The organism is Pseudoalteromonas sp. SR41-8 (assembly GCF_014163915.1).
GTDB classification, from domain to species: Bacteria; Pseudomonadota; Gammaproteobacteria; order Enterobacterales; family Alteromonadaceae; genus Pseudoalteromonas; species Pseudoalteromonas rhizosphaerae.
On record NZ_JACJEE010000022.1, the window covers coordinates 1 to 16,954 of the forward strand.

The window sequence follows — 16,954 nt, forward strand, 5'->3', positions numbered from 1 at the left end:
CTCGCTAAGCGTTGCTGTCTGCCGTCTCAGTGGGGTCGCATTATAGGGCGCGGCGAATTTTACGCAAGCGTTTTTTAAAGAAAACTTGAAATAAAGTGCTGTTCGTTCAATTTACGCGCTAAACAGCTCAAAAGTGCTAGTTTAGTATACAGCACAGATCCTAGCTGGCCATTTTATAGGCTCTACTGCTACACTATTTACCTCTTACTATTGAACTTATTCTTAATTTATTAGGTGTTTTATGGCAATCCGTTCTTATAAAGGAATTACTCCTCGTTTTAACCAGTCTGTTTATATAGATGAGTCGGCTGTTTTAGTTGGTGATATCACATTAGGTGAAGATAGTAGTGTATGGCCATTAGTAGCAGCACGAGGGGACGTTAACTATATACGCATTGGTGAACGTACTAACGTGCAAGACGGCAGCGTGTTACATCTAACACGTGCCAGTAAAAGTAACCCAGATGGTTATCCATTAATTATTGGTGATGATGTTACCGTTGGTCACAAGGTTATGTTGCACGGCTGTTGTTTGGGGAATCGTATTTTAGTCGGCATGGGCGCGATTGTAATGGATAATGCCATTGTTGAAGATGATGTGATAATTGGTGGCGGTTCATTAGTCCCACCAAACAAGCGCTTGGAATCGGGCTTTCTCTATGTGGGTAGTCCAGTAAAGCAGGCGCGCCCTTTAACCGAGCAAGAGCTGAGTTTTTTAAAAATATCAGCAACTAATTATGTTGAGCTTAAAGATGAGTATCTAGCTGAGGATTAACTCAGCACTGAAACAATGATTTGTCCTGCCGAGTTATATTCTTCATTCTCGATTAGTTGCTCGGCTATATCTTCATAGTCAAAACGCGCCTGTTCAAAATATAACTTTGCAGCTTGTTGGTCTGCCAATGCTAGCGTGTGTGTGTCAATGACACATTCAACCATTAAGCCACTTACTTGAGCAAAAAACGTTAACAGCTGGGATTGTACGTTAAATTCAAATCGGTCGATAAATTGGATTGCTTGATTCATGCAAGCTCTCCGGTTTTTAATGCCCGAACAACAGGGAGTATTTCAGGCATATTATTGCGCCACACAAAATAGGCTTGTGCAGCTTGCCCTACTAGCATGCCACTTCCATCAAGTACGTTAATATTAGCCTTATAGCCCTGGGCCCATTGCATAAACAGCGTATTTTGCTGTGAATAAAACATATCATAAACATGTTCACAGCCATCAAGGTGTTTTTTATCAAGCGCAGGCAATTCACCAAGCATACTGCTAGATGTAGAGTTTACAATTAGCGAGTAATCACTTACTGGCAAATCATCAAAACCATAGCCAGTTACATTACCGTATTGGGCAAATAATTCAGCTAGTTCCTTAGCTTTTGCTGCCGTACGATTGACTATAATGATTTCACTCGGCTGTTGTGCCAATAACGGTAAAACCACGCCACGTGCAGCGCCTCCGGCACCTATAAGTAAGACCCGTTTATCTTTAATGGTAACCTGATTCGCAAGCAGATCGTTCACAAAACCAATGCCATCGGTGTTGTCACCTAGCAAGCGCCCATCATCTAATAACTTAATAGTATTTACTGCTCCGACAATGGTTGCCAATTCAGTTCGCTCATCAACTAGCGCAAATGCTTGCTCTTTAAATGGCACTGTAACATTAGCTCCTTTACCGCCTGTGGCAAAAAAATCGGCCACGGCTTTTTTAAAACCATCAATCGGTGCTAATATTGCGCTGTATTCGATTTGTTCGCCCAATGAGGTTGCAAATTGCTGATGTATCGCAGGGGATTTTGAGTGTTTAATAGGATTTCCAAAAACTGCATATTTGTCCATATTTGAGCAACCTCTTTGTGCAGTAACATTACCTCGTAACTTACTGCTAATTAATGATGATAAAACTATGATTAAACGATTCTTTTCAAAATCGAAACCACCAGAACAACAGCAAGCACCAACGCCAGAAAAAACACCTTATCAACTGATGGGTGGAGAAGCTGGTGCTTTAGCACTTGCGAATCGATTCTACGACATTATGGCCAGCGATGAATACGCTAAACCGTTATATGATATGCATCCTCAACCATTGGACCGTATTCGCCAAGTGTTTTTTGAGTTTTTATCAGGGTGGTTAGGCGGCCCAGACTTGTTTGTTGAAAAGCATGGTCACCCTATGCTGCGTAAACGCCATATGCCTTTTCCAATTGATCAAGATTTACGAGATCAATGGATGTATTGCATGAATAAAGCGTTAGACGCGGAAATTGATAATCCCTTATTACGAGAAGGATTACGTAAATCTTTGGCACAACTTGCCAGTCATATGATTAATCAGCACTAGCACTTCTCTTTAACTGCACGTTATTTGCGCTAAGTCAAAACGGCCTTTTTTTAAATATAGATAATACGTGATCAAATATTTAGAAAAAGCGTCGTGCGTGTGAAATCAATCCAACATAAAATTTATGCCCTATTGGCCCTAACAGGCATTATTGTGTTAATTGCCAGTATTCTTAGTAGCTCAAGCCAACAACGAACGCTTGCGCAAGACACTGTTGCAGAAAATATTAAGCTTCTTGCTGATAACTACTTTGACTCTATCAATACTTTGATGATCACAGGCACCATGGCAAATAGAGAGCTATTAAGCCAAAAACTACGCAAGCACCCAAATATTGAAGATGCGCATATTATTCGCTCCCCAATTGTTAATAAACTTTATGGGCCGGGCAATAAAAATCAAGCGCCGAGCAACGATATCGAACGCGAGGCTTTAAAAGGCAAGGAAACATTGCTAATTGATCAGCAAAATAATAGCCGCAGTATGACTTTTCTACGCCCTATGTTTGCCAGTAGCGATTATAAAGGCACTAATTGCCTTGGCTGTCATCAAGCACAAGAAGGTGATGTACTCGGCGTAGTTAAAATTAGTTACTCATTAGCTGATATTGATAATGCGGTGACTTACAACACCCTAGTAAATACCGCATTACTCTCTATTATTTTTATTATTGCCTTTGTATTACTGGGCATTATGTTTAGACAAATTTTTATTGTACGCCTTAAAAAGCTAGGTCATGCTATGCATTTAGCTACAACCAACAAAGATTTAAGCCTGCGAATTGACGATAGCGCTGAAGATGAACTGGGTTGGCTCGCCACCAGCTTTAATAAGATGATCGCTACCTTTAAAGATAATATTGCTCAAGTATCTCATTCATCAAAAGTATTGATCCACTCAGCAGAAAAAATTTATACCTCAGCGGATACTACTGAGCGCGCTATTTTAGAGCAAAAGAAAAATACAGACTCCGTGGCAGCTGCTATAAACGAACTAGAGAGCTCCTCTAATGAAGTAAAAAACACCACTCACTTTGCCTCTGAAAAATCAGAAAACAGTAATGAACTTGCACAACAAAGTATGCATGTTGCTGAACAAACAGAACTCAGTATTAATCAATTGGCAGACGATGTTCGCCAAGCTGCAGCGCAAGTAAGTCAACTACAAGTACAAACACTTGAGGTAGGAAAAGTACTCGAAGTGATTAGCAGTATTGCTGAACAGACCAATTTGTTAGCTCTTAATGCTGCGATTGAAGCCGCACGTGCAGGTGAAGCTGGGCGGGGCTTTGCTGTGGTGGCTGATGAAGTACGTACATTGGCAACTCGTACTCATGCATCCACCGATGAAATTCGTCGCACAATCGACAAACTGCAATCCGAAGCGGCGCAAACGGTTAAAACCATGGGTGAATCGTGTGAGGAGGCTGATGCTAGAGCGCAACAAGTAAAAAATGTTGCTCAAGCTTTAAAAGATATTTCTATGCAGATGAATGAAATAAATCAACTTAATATTCAAATAGCCGACGCGACAGAACAACAAAACTTAGCCGCAGAGGAAATAAATAGGAGTGTTATTGGTATTAGTGATAACGCTGAGCGGTCATTAGTGGATGCTAACGATAACCAAAAAGTAAGTGAGGAGCTGTTAAATCTAGCGCGTTCACTGGATGAGCAAGTAAGAAGCTTTAAATTGATGTAATACTTAAAGTTGCCAGTCAATAAACCAGATATTGACTGGCAGCCTGCTTACTATGCTAGCCCTAACCAGTCTCTTGGTTTTAAAAAGTCAGCGTATAGCTTATTTTCAGCACTGCCTTCTTCGGGTGTATAGTTATATTCCCAACGCGCTAGCGGCGGCATCGACATTAATATTGATTCTGTACGTCCGCCACTTTGCAAGCCAAATAAAGTGCCACGATCCCACACTAAGTTAAACTCAACATAACGGCCACGACGATAAAGTTGGAAGTCTCGTTGCTGCTCAGTAAATGGGGTTGCTTTTCTACGTTCAATAATAGGTAAATAAGCCCCTAAAAAGCCATTGCCTACTGCTTGCATAAAGGCAAAGCTTTGCTCAAACCCGGCTTCATTCAAATCATCAAAGAATAAACCGCCGACACCGCGCGTTTCATCGCGATGTTTTAGGTAAAAATACTCGTCACACCATTTTTTATATTTAGGGTAAACCTCATCTCCAAACGGCGCACATAAATCATGCGCGACTTGATGCCAATGTTGAACATCTTCAAGCTCAGGATAAAATGGCGTTAAGTCAAAACCACCACCAAACCACCAAATAGGCTCCTCACCTTGCTTTTCTGCAATGAAAAAGCGTACGTTAGCGTGGCTCGTTGGAATATGTGGATTGTTTGGGTGGATCACTAGCGAGACACCACAGGCATGGAAGCTACGACCAGCAAGTTCTGGACGATGCGCAGTTGCCGATGCCGGCATCGAAGCACCAAACACATGCGAGTAGTTCACCCCACCTTGCTCGATCACATTGCCACCACGAATAACACGAGTTCGCCCACCACCGCCTTCTTCGCGCTGCCAACTGTCTTCTACAAACTTGGCTTGGCCATCAGCTTGCTCTAAACCTTGGCAAATTGTGTCTTGCAAGGCCATCAGGTAGGTTTTTACTTGTTCGAGTAAATTGCTGTGCATGGTTATCCTCTAAATACTTTGCCGGTCATTACATCTTTAATAGTGCTAGGCTGCGTGTTACCACCAAGTGGTTCATCTACATAAAATGCCACCAGCTCGCCAAACTCACTTTTAGCCATTGCAATACTAGTGACCGTATCATGTCCTGATAAGTTAGCACTAGTAGACACAAGAGGTTTGCCTAATTCTTGGCATAAGCGCTTTACTGTTGGGTGATTAGTTACACGCACAGCAATACTATCAAATTGTCCTGTTAACCATTTAGGCGTACCTTTAGCCGCTGGCATAACCCAAGTAATTGCGCCGGGCCAGCTGGAAAAAATATCAGCGCGTTTATCCATCGGAATTTTTGCATCATCAACATACTTTAATAATTGCCCATAATTATCGGCAATTAAAATTAAGCCTTTTTCAAATGGCCGCTGCTTTATTGCAAGTAAGCGCTCCACAGCTTGCTGATTATCGGGGTCACAGCCTAAGCCATAAACAGCTTCGGTTGGGTAAACAATAACCCCGCCTTGCGACACAGCAGCAAGGGCAGTTAAAGGAACTGAGGTAGTATCAGTCACTGAAAATCTCCAAATACAATAAAATTAAAGCCGGTAATTATTCGCTCACCGTGAATTTATGCGAGCAACTTTTCTGAGGGCATTGTAGCACAACACTATTGGTCATTTGCTTTTGCATCATTACTGGCCATTGGCACGCGGGGCAGATATGGCTAACTGGTTTGTGATTGAGTGTGTATTTACAACTTGGATAGCTATTACATGAATAAAATGTTTTACCAAATTTATTACTACGCGCCACTAACTGGCCTTTTTTACACTTAGGGCAAGCAGGTAAAACTTCTTCATTTGGCTCAGGCTCATCATGAGCAATATAGTGACACTCAGGATAACCCGTACAGCCAATAAACATACCATAGCGGCCATTCTTCACTACTAGCGGATTACCACACTCTGGACAAGGGCTATCATCAAGTACTTTGATTTGTTGAGTATCATGTTGAGCAAGCGAGCGAATAAAATCACATTCGGGATAACTCGCACAACCAAGGAAAGGACCTGATTTACTGTTGCGGATCACAAGCTCTGAACCGCATTTAGGGCACACTTCGTATTCTTTTTCTAAGGCATGTTGATTTGCAGAAAAAAGCGATTGGTCGATTTTACTCATGTGTTCCCTAAGCAGCTGACTAATTTTCGCCTAATATACCCAAACTAATTAAAGATACAAGCGCAGCACTTGCTTAATGTAGTACCTCTGCCGGCTCATCAAAAATAAGTTCTTCCATTTGTGCATAAGCTTGCTCTGAGCCTGGCACATTAAACAACACCATAAGTACCACCCATTTTAAATCATCAAGTGATATATAAGATTTATCTAATGCGAACAAACGATCCATAACCATTTCACGCGTTGCGCTGTTGATCACTCCGACTTGTTCTACAAACATTAAAAAGCCCCGACACTCTACGCTCAGCATGTGGCATTCACTATCGGTGAAAATACGTATCGCATGTTGTGGGAGGCGGTTTAAATAAGGGAATTCATCACTGTGCTGCAAGTCAGCAAGCTGCTCAAGCCAATCAAGTGCTTTGTATATTTCGGGCTTATTAAAGCCGGCACGTAATAATTCGTCAGTGAGTTCATTATGCTCAACAAAGACTTCGGCTTCGCTGTGAATGTAGTTTTCAAACAGATACATGAGGATATCGAACATGTTACTTTCCTCCACACTAAGCTTATCGAACTCTAATATAGCCATCTAATACACGCTCTACTCTATCTTCCAATTCAAGATCAAGTAAACGTGCTTGCACTTTATCTATTGGCCACTGGCTACGCTGAGCAATTAAATCAACAGCTGTTACTTCAAAACCAACACTGTTTAGTATTTCGCAGGCAGGTTCATCAACCGTTGCTTCTTCTATAGTATATAGACTGTTTTCGCAGAAAAAGCTCACTTCGTCTAGAATATCACTGACATTTTCCACCAGCTTTGCACCTTGTTTAATTAAAAAGTGACTGGCTTCAGAGAGTGGATTTTTAATTGAACCAGGCACTGCAAAAACTTCTTTGTTTTGCTCCAGCGCATACCGCACGGTGATAAGCGAACCGCTTTTTATTTCAGCCTCGACAATCAACACACCTAATGACAAACCAGATATTATACGATTACGTCTTGGGAAGTTATTAGCATTAGCGGCTGTACCGGGTAAAAACTCGCTCACCAACATCCCCCGTTCGGATACTTGATCGGTGAGTAACTTATGCCGTTTAGGATAATAAACATCCACTCCAGTACCAAGCACTGCAATGGTTTTACCATTGCCCGCCAGCGCTCCTTTGTGGGCAGCACCATCAATACCAAGCGCCATTCCGGAAGTTACCGTTAATCCTGCCAAAGTGAGTTGATGAGCAAATTCAGCGGCGATCTCTAAACCGATTGGCGTGGCATTGCGGCTTCCAACAATAGCGATTTGCGGGCTGGTCAATAACTCTAAATTGCCTCGGCAAAATAGCAATAAAGGCGCGCTAGCAATTTCTTTTAATAATGGTGGATAGTGAGGATCGAAGTAATCAATTGCGGTTATCTGTGAGTTAACAATTATCTGTTGATAATAGTCAACTTGCTGCCAATCGGTTGCCAGTAAATTAGTGGCGACCTGCGGGCTTAAACCATGACCGGTAAGCTGCTCATGAGTCAGCTCAAACAAATCATCTAATGGCAGTTTTTGTGCCAATGCCAATAAGGTTTTAACACCTAAGCCTTTACATAAATAAAAGGCAAGCCAATGGGTTAGCTTGCCTGATGAATCTTTCATGCTCCCTCCTTAGAGCACTCAAACCTGAATTAATTTATAACTGCAAAATCACCGACTCGGATTGGGTGCTGGTTTTTTACGATTAAGGCATAACTAACGTTTTTATAAACTTTAAACACCATTAGCTGACCGACCTGTTCTTTTGGCATATGCCACACAGTCGTGTCGGCATCTGCCTCTACGCCAAAAAATTCGTTGGCGTTTGTTACTAACTTTTCAAGGCTATTTGAATCTTCTTTGTAGCGTGGGCCATTACGACCATCAAAAACAGTCGGTGATTGACGCTCAATATCTAAAATGTGGCCTTCTTTAATTTGCTGCTCTGACCCTAAGTTTAGCACTACAATATCCATTGTGCTGAATTCTCGTAATCCACTCACTGATGCGATGATTTCACCTTGCACTGGCTGCTCAGGACGGTGAATATTAAAATACGCAGGTAATAGCTGACCTTCTATCGCAGGCATTAAAAAATCACCCGCTTTGATCTCTCTCTTTACCTGTTCAATTTTAACTGAAGCAGGTACACCATTGGCAATATCACCTTTTCTAAATACACGACCCACCGCCACTAATTGTGCTTTATTAGCCAACACTTCGTTTGTTTGCGGATCAACATATGCTTCGCCCTTGCGGTAAATAGCGTATGACTCGTGTAATTTCAGCTCACCTTTAACATAAACTATATGGCCTTCGGTATTCATTTTAGTGTTGACATTGGCTCCTAAAATATAAGGTTTATCGGCAATGTCATCAGCATTTAGTGCTTGCTCATAGATTAGGTAAGGACGCAGCAGCTCAAGAGGTAAAGTAGGGATCGCATTTTTACCTTTTTGTACAATTCGACCATGTGGAGAAAGCTTTTTATAACCCTGATTAATCACCAAACGTGGATTACCGTGCTCATCATAGATTAAAGACAGTGCATCCCCTGGGTAAATTAGGTGTGGATTATTAATTTGTGGATTCATTTGCCAAAGTTCCGGCCACTGCCAAGGCTCTTGCAAATAAACCCCTGAAATATCCCAAAGTGTATCGCCCTTTTTCACAACGTATTGTTTAGGCGCATCTTTTTTTATAGTTAATACATCTGCTAACGATGGGAAAGTAGCACTTAATGCCAACATTGCCGCGAGTAATGGGTATTTCATTGAGCTTCCTTGTGGTGTTTTTTCATTATTATCAACCAAAACCTGTTAAAGGTGAACGCGAATGGCTAAAATAAGAGCATACAATACCCTAAATTAAGCACAAGTGAAAAAGGTTACTATGGCTAGGTTAGAAGTTTTAAGATTTCCAGATGAGCGTTTACGTACAATAGCAAAAGAAGTGGTGCAAGTTGACGACCAAATTCGCCAAATTGTAAAAGACATGCTGGAAACTATGTATGATGAAAACGGCATTGGATTAGCTGCGACTCAAGTCGATATTCATCAACGTATTGTGGTCATTGACGTATCAGAAGAACGTGATAAACCGTTAGTATTGATCAACCCGACAATCACTAAACAAGATGGCACCACGGTAAGTGAAGAAGGCTGTTTATCTGTGCCACACTCTTATGCAAAAGTTGACCGCGCAGAAACTGTAACAGTGACCGCATTAAACGAAAATGGCGAAGAGTTTAGTTTAGATGCTGATGAGCTATTAGCAATTTGCATCCAGCATGAGCTTGACCATTTACAGGGTAAACTATTTATCGATTACTTATCACCGTTAAAGCGCCAACGTATTCGTAAAAAACTTGAAAAAGAAGCTAAGTTAGCAGCGCAATAATACCTTAGTAATAATTAGGAAGTTCAGTGACACAACCATTACGCATTATTTTTGCCGGTACGCCAGACTTTGCTGCGCGCCATTTACAAGCTCTTATCGACTCAGAGCATCAAATTGTTGGCGTGTATAGCCAACCCGACCGTCCAGCAGGGCGCGGTAAAAAACTCAAAGCCAGTGAAGTGAAAGAACTCGCACTGGCCAATGAGTTAGCAGTGTTTCAACCTGCCTCATTAAAAAGTGACGACGCTCTGGCTGAACTAAGCAGCTTAAATGCTGACCTTATGATCGTGGTCGCTTATGGATTACTGTTACCAAAAGCAATTTTAGAGGCGCCACGGCTTGGTTGTTTAAATGTACACGGCTCAATTTTACCGCGCTGGCGTGGTGCCGCGCCGATTCAACGCGCTATCTGGGCGGGCGATGAAGAGACTGGCGTCACCATAATGCAAATGGATGAAGGCCTAGATACCGGCGACATGCTGCATATTAGCCGCTGCCCTATTACCGCCACTGAAACAAGTGCAAGTTTATACGCTAAGCTTGCCGATTTAGGCCCAAGCGCACTAATAGACACCATTACTAAGTTAGCTAATGGCGAAATTACCCCGCAAGTACAAAATGACGAGCTTGCCAATTACGCTAAAAAGCTATCTAAAGACGAAGCAAATATTGATTGGTCGATGGACGCAGCGCAAATAGAGCGTAATATCCGCTCATTCAATCCATGGCCGGTCTGTTTTACCCAAATGGGTGAACACACTGTAAAAGTTTATCAAGCTAATGTTGTTGACCAGCAAGGCACGGCAGGCACGGTATTACAAAGCGATAAACACGGCATTGTGATTGCCTGTGGTACTAACGCACTTAATATCACTCAAGTACAACCACAAGGTAAAAAGCCAATGGCCATTACTGACTTTTTAAATGGTCGAGCAGACTGGGTAACTCCTGGCACACGAATAGGCGAACACAATGAGTAATGTCAGGGCGCTTGCCGCCGAAACTTTATATAACGTGGTTGATAAAGGCGCCTCATTAAATCAAGAGCTGCCTTTTGCCAGCCAAGGTTTACCACCTAAAGATAAAGCGTTATTACAGCAAATTTGTTACGGCGTACTGCGTTATTTACCAAGTTTAGAAAATTATTGTCAACATTTAGTTGAGCAGCCACTTAAAGGTAAGCGCCGTATATTCCAGTTTTTACTGTATGTGGGCATTTACCAACTACAACATATGCGGGTTCCACCGCATGCAGCCATTAGCGAAACGGTTAATGCATTAGAACAACTGCGCGCATTGGGTTTAAAAGGCTTGATCAACGCTATTTTACGCAGCTTTCAGCGCCAGCAAGTAGAGCTGGAAGAAAAAGCCAAGCAAATACCAGTGTGTTTATACAACCACCCAAACTGGTTTATCAAACAAGTAACTGAAGCTTACCCTGACTCTTGGCAAGCTCTACTAGAAGCGAACCAGCAGCAAGCACCAATGTGGTTGCGTGTTAACCAAGCGCAATATAGCACCGCTGAATATAGCGAAATGCTCACTGCTAATGACATTGAACATACACTCAATCCTGATTTCCCTGATGGTATTAAGCTGGATAAACCGCGCGATGTGTTTTCGTTGCCTGAATTCGACACCGGCGCATGTTCAGTACAAGATGCAGCAGCACAGCTTGCGGCACGCTTGTTAGATCCAAAAGCTGACGAGCATATTTTAGATGCCTGCGCAGCACCCGGTGGTAAAACCTGTCACATTCTAGAACTCGCAGATGCTGATGTACTGGCACTTGATAGCGATGCCACCCGCCTTGAACGTGTAAAGCAAAACCTTGAAAGAATTGGCTTAGGCGCTGATTTACAATGTGCCGATGCTTCGCAGCCACACAAATGGTGGGATGAGCAACAGTTTGACCGTATTCTATTAGACGTTCCTTGCTCTGCAACGGGTGTAATTCGTCGTCACCCAGATATCAAATGGCTACGTCGTGCATCAGATATCAATGATCTGGCGACACTCCAAGGCGATATTCTCAATAGCATTTGGCCATTATTGAAACCAGGTGGCACGCTAATTTATGCAACCTGCTCAGTATTACCACAAGAGAACCAACAGCAAGTCGCTAAATTTTTAGCAAATAATAACGATGTTGAACATATCCCGCTACATGATAACGATACCCCAAGCAACCCTGGGCTGCAGTTACTGCCTGGTGAGAGTGACGGATTTTATTATGCCAAGCTTATAAAAACACACTCATAAGAAGCTTTTAGTAAACCATGAAAATAATCATACTCGGTGCAGGACAAGTAGGCGGCACACTCGCTGAAAACCTGGTAGGTGAACAAAACGAAATCACGGTTGTTGATATTGATGGCAACCGATTACGTGAGTTACAAGATAAATACGATCTACAGGGTGTTACAGGTCATAGTGCCCACCCTGATGTATTACGCCGCGCCGGTGCGGAAGACGCCGATATGATCATCGCAGTAACCAGTTCAGATGAAGTGAACATGGTCGCTTGCCAAGTCGCGTATAGTATTTTTAATACGCCGACTAAAATTGCTCGGATCCGTTCTGAGCAATACTTAAAGTACCGCGAAAAGCTCTTTCAAAACGATGATTTACCTGTTGACCACTATATTGCTCCAGAGCAACTAGTGACTAAGTATATTCGTCGCTTGATTGATTATCCTGGTGCGTTACAAGTTTTAGAGTTTGGCGATGGCATGCTCTCGCTGGTTGCGGTAAAGGCTTACTACGGCGGATTGTTAGTCGGTTATGCATTGTCAGCATTAAAAGAGCATATTCCTAATGTTGAAACTCGTGTTGCCGCGATTTACCGCCAAGGTAAAGCAATCAAACCACTGGGTACTACAGTAATTGAAGCGGATGATGAAGTGTTCTTCCTCGCTGCCACCAAACATATTCGTGCAGTAATGAATGAACTACAGAAATTAGAGCGTTCATACAAAAAAATTATGATTGCTGGTGGCGGTAATATTGGTGCTGGGCTTGCTCGCTCTCTGGAAAAGAATCATAGCGTAAAATTGCTTGAACGAAATAAAGAACGTGCTGAGCAGTTATCAGAAATGCTTGATAATACAGTGGTGTTTTGTGGTGATGCGTCAGATCAGGAGTTGTTATCAGAAGAACACATCGAACAAGTTGATGTATTCATCGCGGTAACCAATGATGATGAAGCTAATATTATGTCAGCCATGCTCGCTAAACGCATGGGTGCGCAAAAAACCATGGTGCTTATTCAGCGCGGCGCATATGTTGATTTAGTGCAAGGTGGCGAAATTGATATTGCCATTTCACCACAGCAAGCCACGATTTCCGCCCTGCTTACCCATGTTCGCCGCGGTGATATTGTTAATGTGTATTCATTACGTAAAGGCGCAGCAGAAGCCATTGAGGCGGTGGCCCATGGCGACGAACATACCTCTAAAGTTGTCGGCCGTGCAATTGCTGATATTAAGCTGCCTGCAGGTACCACGATTGGCGCGATTGTCCGTAATGATGATGTACTCATTGCCCACGACGACACGATAATTCACTCAGGCGATCACGTCATTATGTTCTTGATCGATAAAAAGCATATCAACGTAGTTGAAAAACTGTTCCAAGTTAGCGCTATCTTTCTCTAAATTACTCCTCACCTTTCGACACAAAGCAACTGTATCGAAAGGTGAATTTCCACCTCCAATACATGCAAATGAAAATCAATCTCAAAAGCATTTACTTGCGTACCCAAATCCATTACTCTCACGCTGTTTGATAATCAAGCGTTTTCTCTTTCTGTGAGAAGTTAATTTCACATTTTTTAATATAAATGGATTTCTTCAAATGATACACCCAACTTTAAACACCCCTCTTTGTGTTACATATTGCAGTGTTATTGGTATTCTTGTGTGTGGACTCTCGGCTAATGCCAATGCCGAAGCTAAAAACGACATTGAAAAACTAACCATCGTGGGCCAGCAAGATAGCGGCTACAAAGTCAGTGCAATGAACTCAGCAACAGGGCTTGATCTCAGCCACTTGCAAACTCCGCAATCGGTTATCGCTATCACCAGTGAATTTATGGCCGATCAACAATTAAATAGCGCTATTGAAGCCATCACCAGCGTAACCGGCATCAACGCCAGAGAAGCCGACAACGGTAAATATTCAATTTCAGCCCGAGGGATTAGCGTTACCAGTATTTTATATGATGGTATAGCAACTACTTATGATACCCGATTTAATTACGGCGATAACTTAACAGATACTGCTATTTATGAGCGAATTGAAGTTGTCCGTGGTGCCACAGGGTTAATGCTGGGGGCAGGTAATCCATCAGCAGCAATTAACTTAATACGTAAGCGCCCTACTGTGCATAACCAAGTAAATATTTCTGCAACGGTTGGTTCTTGGCAAAACTATCGTGGTGTGGTTGATGCATCGGGTAGTTTAAATAGCAGTGAAACAGTGCGTGCGCGTGCCGTACTCGCCTATCAAGATCAGCAATCATATCAAGACAGGTTCAGCCAAGAAAAAACCACGTTATACGGTATTGTTGAAGCTGATTTAACCGATAACACGCTATTAACGGTGGCTATTGATAACCAAAAAACAACGCCTAAAGGCACGATGTCTGGCGGTTTACCTATTTTTTATAGCGATGGCAGCCGTACTAACTATGACCGAGAAACTTCAACAGCGCCAAATTGGTCATCTTCAACAACTGATGCCCTCAATAGCTTTATGAGTATTGAGCATTACTTCAATGCTAATTGGCAGCTAAGCGCGAGCTACATATATAGTAATAATGACCTACATTACGATGTTTTTTGGGCGACAGGTAACCCTGACTCACAAACGAATATAGGCATGATGCCCGGTTCAGTAAATTATATTGATGCCAAGCGGATTCAGCGCACCTACGAGATAGAGCTTACCGGTAGATTTAACTGGTTAGATCAAAGCCACCAAGTCATGTTTGGTTACAATAGCCAAGAGCAAGACTTTACAACCCCCTACTTCCCGGGGCAAGAAGAGGCAGAAATCATCGGCGATTTTACAGCCCCAAACTATGACTACCCAAAACCAACTTGGCAAGCTACACCCGCCTTTGGCTCTTATGGCACAACAGAGCAAAATGCTTTGTACTTTGCTTCACAACTTAATCTAACAAATTCACTCTCATTGGTTTTAGGAAGCCGATTAAATCAATGGCAAACAAATCAAGATAACTTTGGCAGCCAACATGATTATAAATTAGATAACGAGCTGACCAATTATTTAGGTGCTACTTATAGCTTGGCAGATAATTGGGCACTTTATGCTAACTACACCGATATATTTACCCCGCAAAGCCGCGTCGATAAAAATGGTAATTACCTTGACCCAATTCAAGGTCAAAATTATGAGCTAGGTATCAAGGCCTCATTATTGGACGAGCGTTTAGACATTGCACTATCGGGTTTTGAAATTCAGCAAGACAATGTGGGCGAATACACTGGCGAAACAATTCCAGACACTCTTCAGGCAATTTATCAACCAATTGATGGTACGGTCACCCAAGGGCTTGAGTTTGAACTTAATGGTGCATTTACTGATAGTTGGAATGGCTATTTTGGCTACACTTATAGCGAAGGTGAAACGCCCGAAGGTGACATCCTCAATACCACAAACCCAAAAAATCAATTTAAGTTATTTACCACTTATAAATTAGATCAACTGTTAACAGGGTTGAAAGTCGGTGGCGGTTATCGCTGGCAAAGTCGCAGCTATGATGAAGTAAAAAACCCAGTTCACGGTCAAGTTGAAGTAGAGCAATCAAGTTATGGCATCGCAAGCCTTATGAGTAGTTATCAAATTAACTCACAAATGTCTGTTAGCGTAAATATTGATAACTTATTTGATAAAACTTATTACAACCAAATTGGTTTTTATAACCAATATCGCTACGGCAGCCCGCGAAAATTCTCCCTGCAGTTTGACTACAGCTTATAACCATTCAAGTTAACCAAAAAAAGCAGCTTAACTAAGCTGCTTTTTTTTGTAGGAGTGTTATTTCTATCAGTTTATTGTACTTTGGCAAACTCTTCTTTCGATAGCTCACCGTTTTGATCTGTATCTAAGTCAGCAAAAATTTCAACTAACTGTGCATTCACAGAGGCTTCTTTTTGGCTAATCACGCCGTCTCCATCAGTATCAAATGTGTCAAAACTAACTGCTGCAAACGCAGTTGATGAAGCCGCTAAGGCAAAAATAGCAAGTGCTGTATTAATATGTTTCATAGTGTTATTCCTAATAATTTAAAAGAAAGAAATCCTTTTCAGAGATCCCTGTTTGTGGAAACTGAAATTACGCTTTTGAAAATTCTTCTTTTGATAACTCACCGTTTTGGTCAGTATCAAGCTCAGCAAACTTAGCTGAAATAGTCGCATCAGCAGATGCTTCTTGTTGGCTGATTACACCATTGCCATCAACATCAAGAGTATCGAAGTCAGTTGCTGCAAAAGCAGCTGATGATGATGCCAACGCGATAAGTGCTAAGGTTTTATTTAATGTGTTCATAATTATCTTCCTTCCAAAATTTAGTGTGCTTGCTTAATCAAATGCGCAGGTCCTTTGCAAAGATCCTTGTATGAAAATAAGCGATTACGCTTCAGAAAACTCAGCTTTTGAAAGCTCACCATTACCATCAGTATCTAACTCAGCAAACTGGCTCATTAATTTTGCATCAACTGCCGCTTCGCTTTGGCTGATCGTGCCGCTACCATCAACATCTAAGGTGTCAAAGTCAGTACCTGCAAATGCTGCTGATGAAGAAGCTAATGCGATAAGTGCTAATGTTTTATTTAATGTGTTCATAATAAATATTCCTTCAAAGTTTATGGTTGTGAACTTAAGTGATAATCACCGTTTCGTTCAAGACAACTAGAGTATTACAACTTCGGTGCCAACAATTTATTATCATTAAAAATCATGAAGTTACATTGTATTTTGATGTTTCCGTGGAATTTAGAAGGACTATTCTGTTGCAGTTTAGCAACAAAATTTATGCGTTAACCTATAAAACCATATAAATCAAATGGTTAATAGTTATAAAAATGACACAACTCGATAAACTATGCTGATAATAGTGTTTTTTTCAAAGATGAGTACCCTAACCGCAACTGAACAGCAACTTTAACTGATAAAAATTGAATTTTTTTCATAAATTAACAATCTGAATTGTAAGGGGAAATTAAATTTATTTTGGTAAGTAAAAAATAAAAACGCAGTTAGTTTATGAAAATTCGTGTTTTGTTGCCATTATGCGAAACA

At 41.6% G+C, this 16,954-nt stretch carries 19 protein-coding genes; 8 read left to right on the plus strand and 11 right to left on the minus strand.

Annotated elements, in window-relative coordinates; genetic code table 11:
- Nucleotides 1–241: 241 nt before the first annotated feature.
- Entirely contained in the window at nt 242–775 is a 534-nt protein-coding gene (locus H5162_RS14475; protein ID WP_149983193.1) for a gamma carbonic anhydrase family protein, read from the plus strand.
- On the opposite strand, the gene H5162_RS14480 is transcribed toward H5162_RS14475, so the two are convergent.
- Both H5162_RS14480 and aroE read right to left on the minus strand, forming a co-directional pair.
- On the minus strand, nt 772–1,026 hold the full coding sequence (locus tag H5162_RS14480) for a DUF1488 domain-containing protein (RefSeq protein WP_182778850.1): 255 nt from the start codon (nt 1,024–1,026) through the stop codon (nt 772–774). The two genes, H5162_RS14475 and H5162_RS14480, sit on opposite strands and share 4 nt — an antisense overlap.
- Nucleotides 1,023–1,847 (minus strand): shikimate dehydrogenase, encoded by an 825-nt coding sequence (gene aroE / locus H5162_RS14485; RefSeq protein ID WP_145241784.1) that lies wholly within the window; start codon nt 1,845–1,847, stop codon nt 1,023–1,025. Before aroE ends, H5162_RS14480 begins: the two co-directional genes overlap by 4 nt.
- Before the next feature lie 67 nt (nt 1,848–1,914).
- Between aroE and H5162_RS14490 the strand changes: the two genes are divergently transcribed.
- A complete protein-coding gene (locus tag H5162_RS14490) occupies nt 1,915–2,352 on the plus strand; it encodes a group II truncated hemoglobin (protein ID WP_145241782.1) in 438 nt (145 codons plus the stop codon).
- A gap of 99 nt (nt 2,353–2,451) precedes the next feature.
- Complete coding sequence (locus tag H5162_RS14495) at nt 2,452–4,053, plus strand: methyl-accepting chemotaxis protein (protein ID WP_149983191.1); 1,602 nt, start codon at nt 2,452–2,454, stop codon at nt 4,051–4,053.
- A 50-nt stretch (nt 4,054–4,103) separates the two neighbouring features.
- Here the strand turns inward: H5162_RS14495 and hemF are convergent, their stop codons facing one another.
- The 6 genes from hemF to H5162_RS14525 form a co-directional block, all read right to left on the minus strand.
- Nucleotides 4,104–5,021 (minus strand): oxygen-dependent coproporphyrinogen oxidase, encoded by a 918-nt coding sequence (gene hemF, locus H5162_RS14500; protein ID WP_149983190.1) that lies wholly within the window; start codon nt 5,019–5,021, stop codon nt 4,104–4,106.
- A 2-nt stretch (nt 5,022–5,023) separates the two neighbouring features.
- On the minus strand, nt 5,024–5,590 hold the full coding sequence (locus tag H5162_RS14505; protein WP_182731936.1) for an L-threonylcarbamoyladenylate synthase: 567 nt from the start codon (nt 5,588–5,590) through the stop codon (nt 5,024–5,026).
- A 37-nt stretch (nt 5,591–5,627) separates the two neighbouring features.
- A complete protein-coding gene (locus H5162_RS14510; protein ID WP_182718494.1) occupies nt 5,628–6,200 on the minus strand; it encodes a type I DNA topoisomerase in 573 nt (190 codons plus the stop codon).
- 73 nt (nt 6,201–6,273) lie between these two features.
- Nucleotides 6,274–6,747, minus strand: coding sequence for a DUF494 family protein (locus H5162_RS14515; RefSeq protein ID WP_145241772.1), 474 nt, complete (start codon nt 6,745–6,747; stop codon nt 6,274–6,276).
- 22 nt (nt 6,748–6,769) lie between these two features.
- Entirely contained in the window at nt 6,770–7,852 is a 1,083-nt protein-coding gene (gene dprA / locus H5162_RS14520) for a DNA-processing protein DprA (protein WP_145241770.1), read from the minus strand.
- A gap of 29 nt (nt 7,853–7,881) precedes the next feature.
- A complete protein-coding gene (locus H5162_RS14525; protein ID WP_145241768.1) occupies nt 7,882–9,003 on the minus strand; it encodes a LysM peptidoglycan-binding domain-containing protein in 1,122 nt (373 codons plus the stop codon).
- Between the two features lie 118 nt (nt 9,004–9,121).
- Here H5162_RS14525 and def point away from each other — a divergent pair, with 118 nt between their 5' ends.
- From def to H5162_RS14550, 5 genes are all read left to right on the plus strand, one after another.
- Nucleotides 9,122–9,628 (plus strand): peptide deformylase, encoded by a 507-nt coding sequence (def, locus tag H5162_RS14530; RefSeq protein WP_182735374.1) that lies wholly within the window; start codon nt 9,122–9,124, stop codon nt 9,626–9,628.
- A gap of 26 nt (nt 9,629–9,654) precedes the next feature.
- Nucleotides 9,655–10,608 carry a methionyl-tRNA formyltransferase gene (fmt, locus tag H5162_RS14535; protein WP_145241764.1) on the plus strand — a complete coding sequence of 318 codons (954 nt, stop codon included), beginning with the start codon at nt 9,655–9,657 and terminating at the stop codon, nt 10,606–10,608.
- A complete protein-coding gene (rsmB, locus tag H5162_RS14540) occupies nt 10,601–11,890 on the plus strand; it encodes a 16S rRNA (cytosine(967)-C(5))-methyltransferase RsmB (RefSeq protein ID WP_145241763.1) in 1,290 nt (429 codons plus the stop codon). The genes fmt and rsmB overlap by 8 nt, the downstream gene beginning before the upstream one ends.
- 17 nt (nt 11,891–11,907) lie before the next feature.
- Entirely contained in the window at nt 11,908–13,284 is a 1,377-nt protein-coding gene (gene trkA / locus H5162_RS14545; RefSeq protein WP_064668279.1) for a Trk system potassium transporter TrkA, read from the plus strand.
- Between the two features lie 199 nt (nt 13,285–13,483).
- Nucleotides 13,484–15,634 (plus strand): TonB-dependent siderophore receptor, encoded by a 2,151-nt coding sequence (locus H5162_RS14550; protein ID WP_259398254.1) that lies wholly within the window; start codon nt 13,484–13,486, stop codon nt 15,632–15,634.
- Between the two features lie 71 nt (nt 15,635–15,705).
- On the opposite strand, the gene H5162_RS14555 is transcribed toward H5162_RS14550, so the two are convergent.
- The 3 genes from H5162_RS14555 to H5162_RS14565 form a co-directional block, all read right to left on the minus strand.
- Nucleotides 15,706–15,921, minus strand: a complete 216-nt coding sequence (locus H5162_RS14555; RefSeq protein WP_145241762.1) for an EF-hand domain-containing protein — start codon at nt 15,919–15,921, stop codon at nt 15,706–15,708.
- A 67-nt stretch (nt 15,922–15,988) separates the two neighbouring features.
- Nucleotides 15,989–16,201: a calmodulin gene (locus H5162_RS14560; RefSeq protein WP_145241760.1), complete on the minus strand. Its 213-nt coding sequence runs from the start codon at nt 16,199–16,201 to the stop codon at nt 15,989–15,991.
- An 84-nt stretch (nt 16,202–16,285) separates the two neighbouring features.
- Nucleotides 16,286–16,498 carry a calmodulin gene (locus H5162_RS14565; RefSeq protein WP_145241758.1) on the minus strand — a complete coding sequence of 71 codons (213 nt, stop codon included), beginning with the start codon at nt 16,496–16,498 and terminating at the stop codon, nt 16,286–16,288.
- Between the last annotated feature and the right edge of the window lie 456 nt (nt 16,499–16,954).

Coding starts and splice junctions, on each gene's coding strand:
- trkA (WP_064668279.1), top strand. CDS start 11,908: ATGAAAATAATCATACTCGGTGCAGGACAAGTAGGCGGCACACTCGCT.
- H5162_RS14475 (WP_149983193.1), top strand. CDS start 242: ATGGCAATCCGTTCTTATAAAGGAATTACTCCTCGTTTTAACCAGTCT.
- H5162_RS14515 (WP_145241772.1), bottom strand. CDS start 6,747: ATGTTCGATATCCTCATGTATCTGTTTGAAAACTACATTCACAGCGAA.
- rsmB (WP_145241763.1), top strand. CDS start 10,601: ATGAGTAATGTCAGGGCGCTTGCCGCCGAAACTTTATATAACGTGGTT.
- H5162_RS14480 (WP_182778850.1), bottom strand. CDS start 1,026: ATGAATCAAGCAATCCAATTTATCGACCGATTTGAATTTAACGTACAA.
- dprA (WP_145241770.1), bottom strand. CDS start 7,852: ATGAAAGATTCATCAGGCAAGCTAACCCATTGGCTTGCCTTTTATTTA.
- H5162_RS14555 (WP_145241762.1), bottom strand. CDS start 15,921: ATGAAACATATTAATACAGCACTTGCTATTTTTGCCTTAGCGGCTTCA.
- H5162_RS14490 (WP_145241782.1), top strand. CDS start 1,915: ATGATTAAACGATTCTTTTCAAAATCGAAACCACCAGAACAACAGCAA.
- def (WP_182735374.1), top strand. CDS start 9,122: ATGGCTAGGTTAGAAGTTTTAAGATTTCCAGATGAGCGTTTACGTACA.
- H5162_RS14550 (WP_259398254.1), top strand. CDS start 13,484: ATGATACACCCAACTTTAAACACCCCTCTTTGTGTTACATATTGCAGT.
- H5162_RS14510 (WP_182718494.1), bottom strand. CDS start 6,200: ATGAGTAAAATCGACCAATCGCTTTTTTCTGCAAATCAACATGCCTTA.
- H5162_RS14525 (WP_145241768.1), bottom strand. CDS start 9,003: ATGAAATACCCATTACTCGCGGCAATGTTGGCATTAAGTGCTACTTTC.
- hemF (WP_149983190.1), bottom strand. CDS start 5,021: ATGCACAGCAATTTACTCGAACAAGTAAAAACCTACCTGATGGCCTTG.
- H5162_RS14565 (WP_145241758.1), bottom strand. CDS start 16,498: ATGAACACATTAAATAAAACATTAGCACTTATCGCATTAGCTTCTTCA.
- H5162_RS14560 (WP_145241760.1), bottom strand. CDS start 16,201: ATGAACACATTAAATAAAACCTTAGCACTTATCGCGTTGGCATCATCA.
- aroE (WP_145241784.1), bottom strand. CDS start 1,847: ATGGACAAATATGCAGTTTTTGGAAATCCTATTAAACACTCAAAATCC.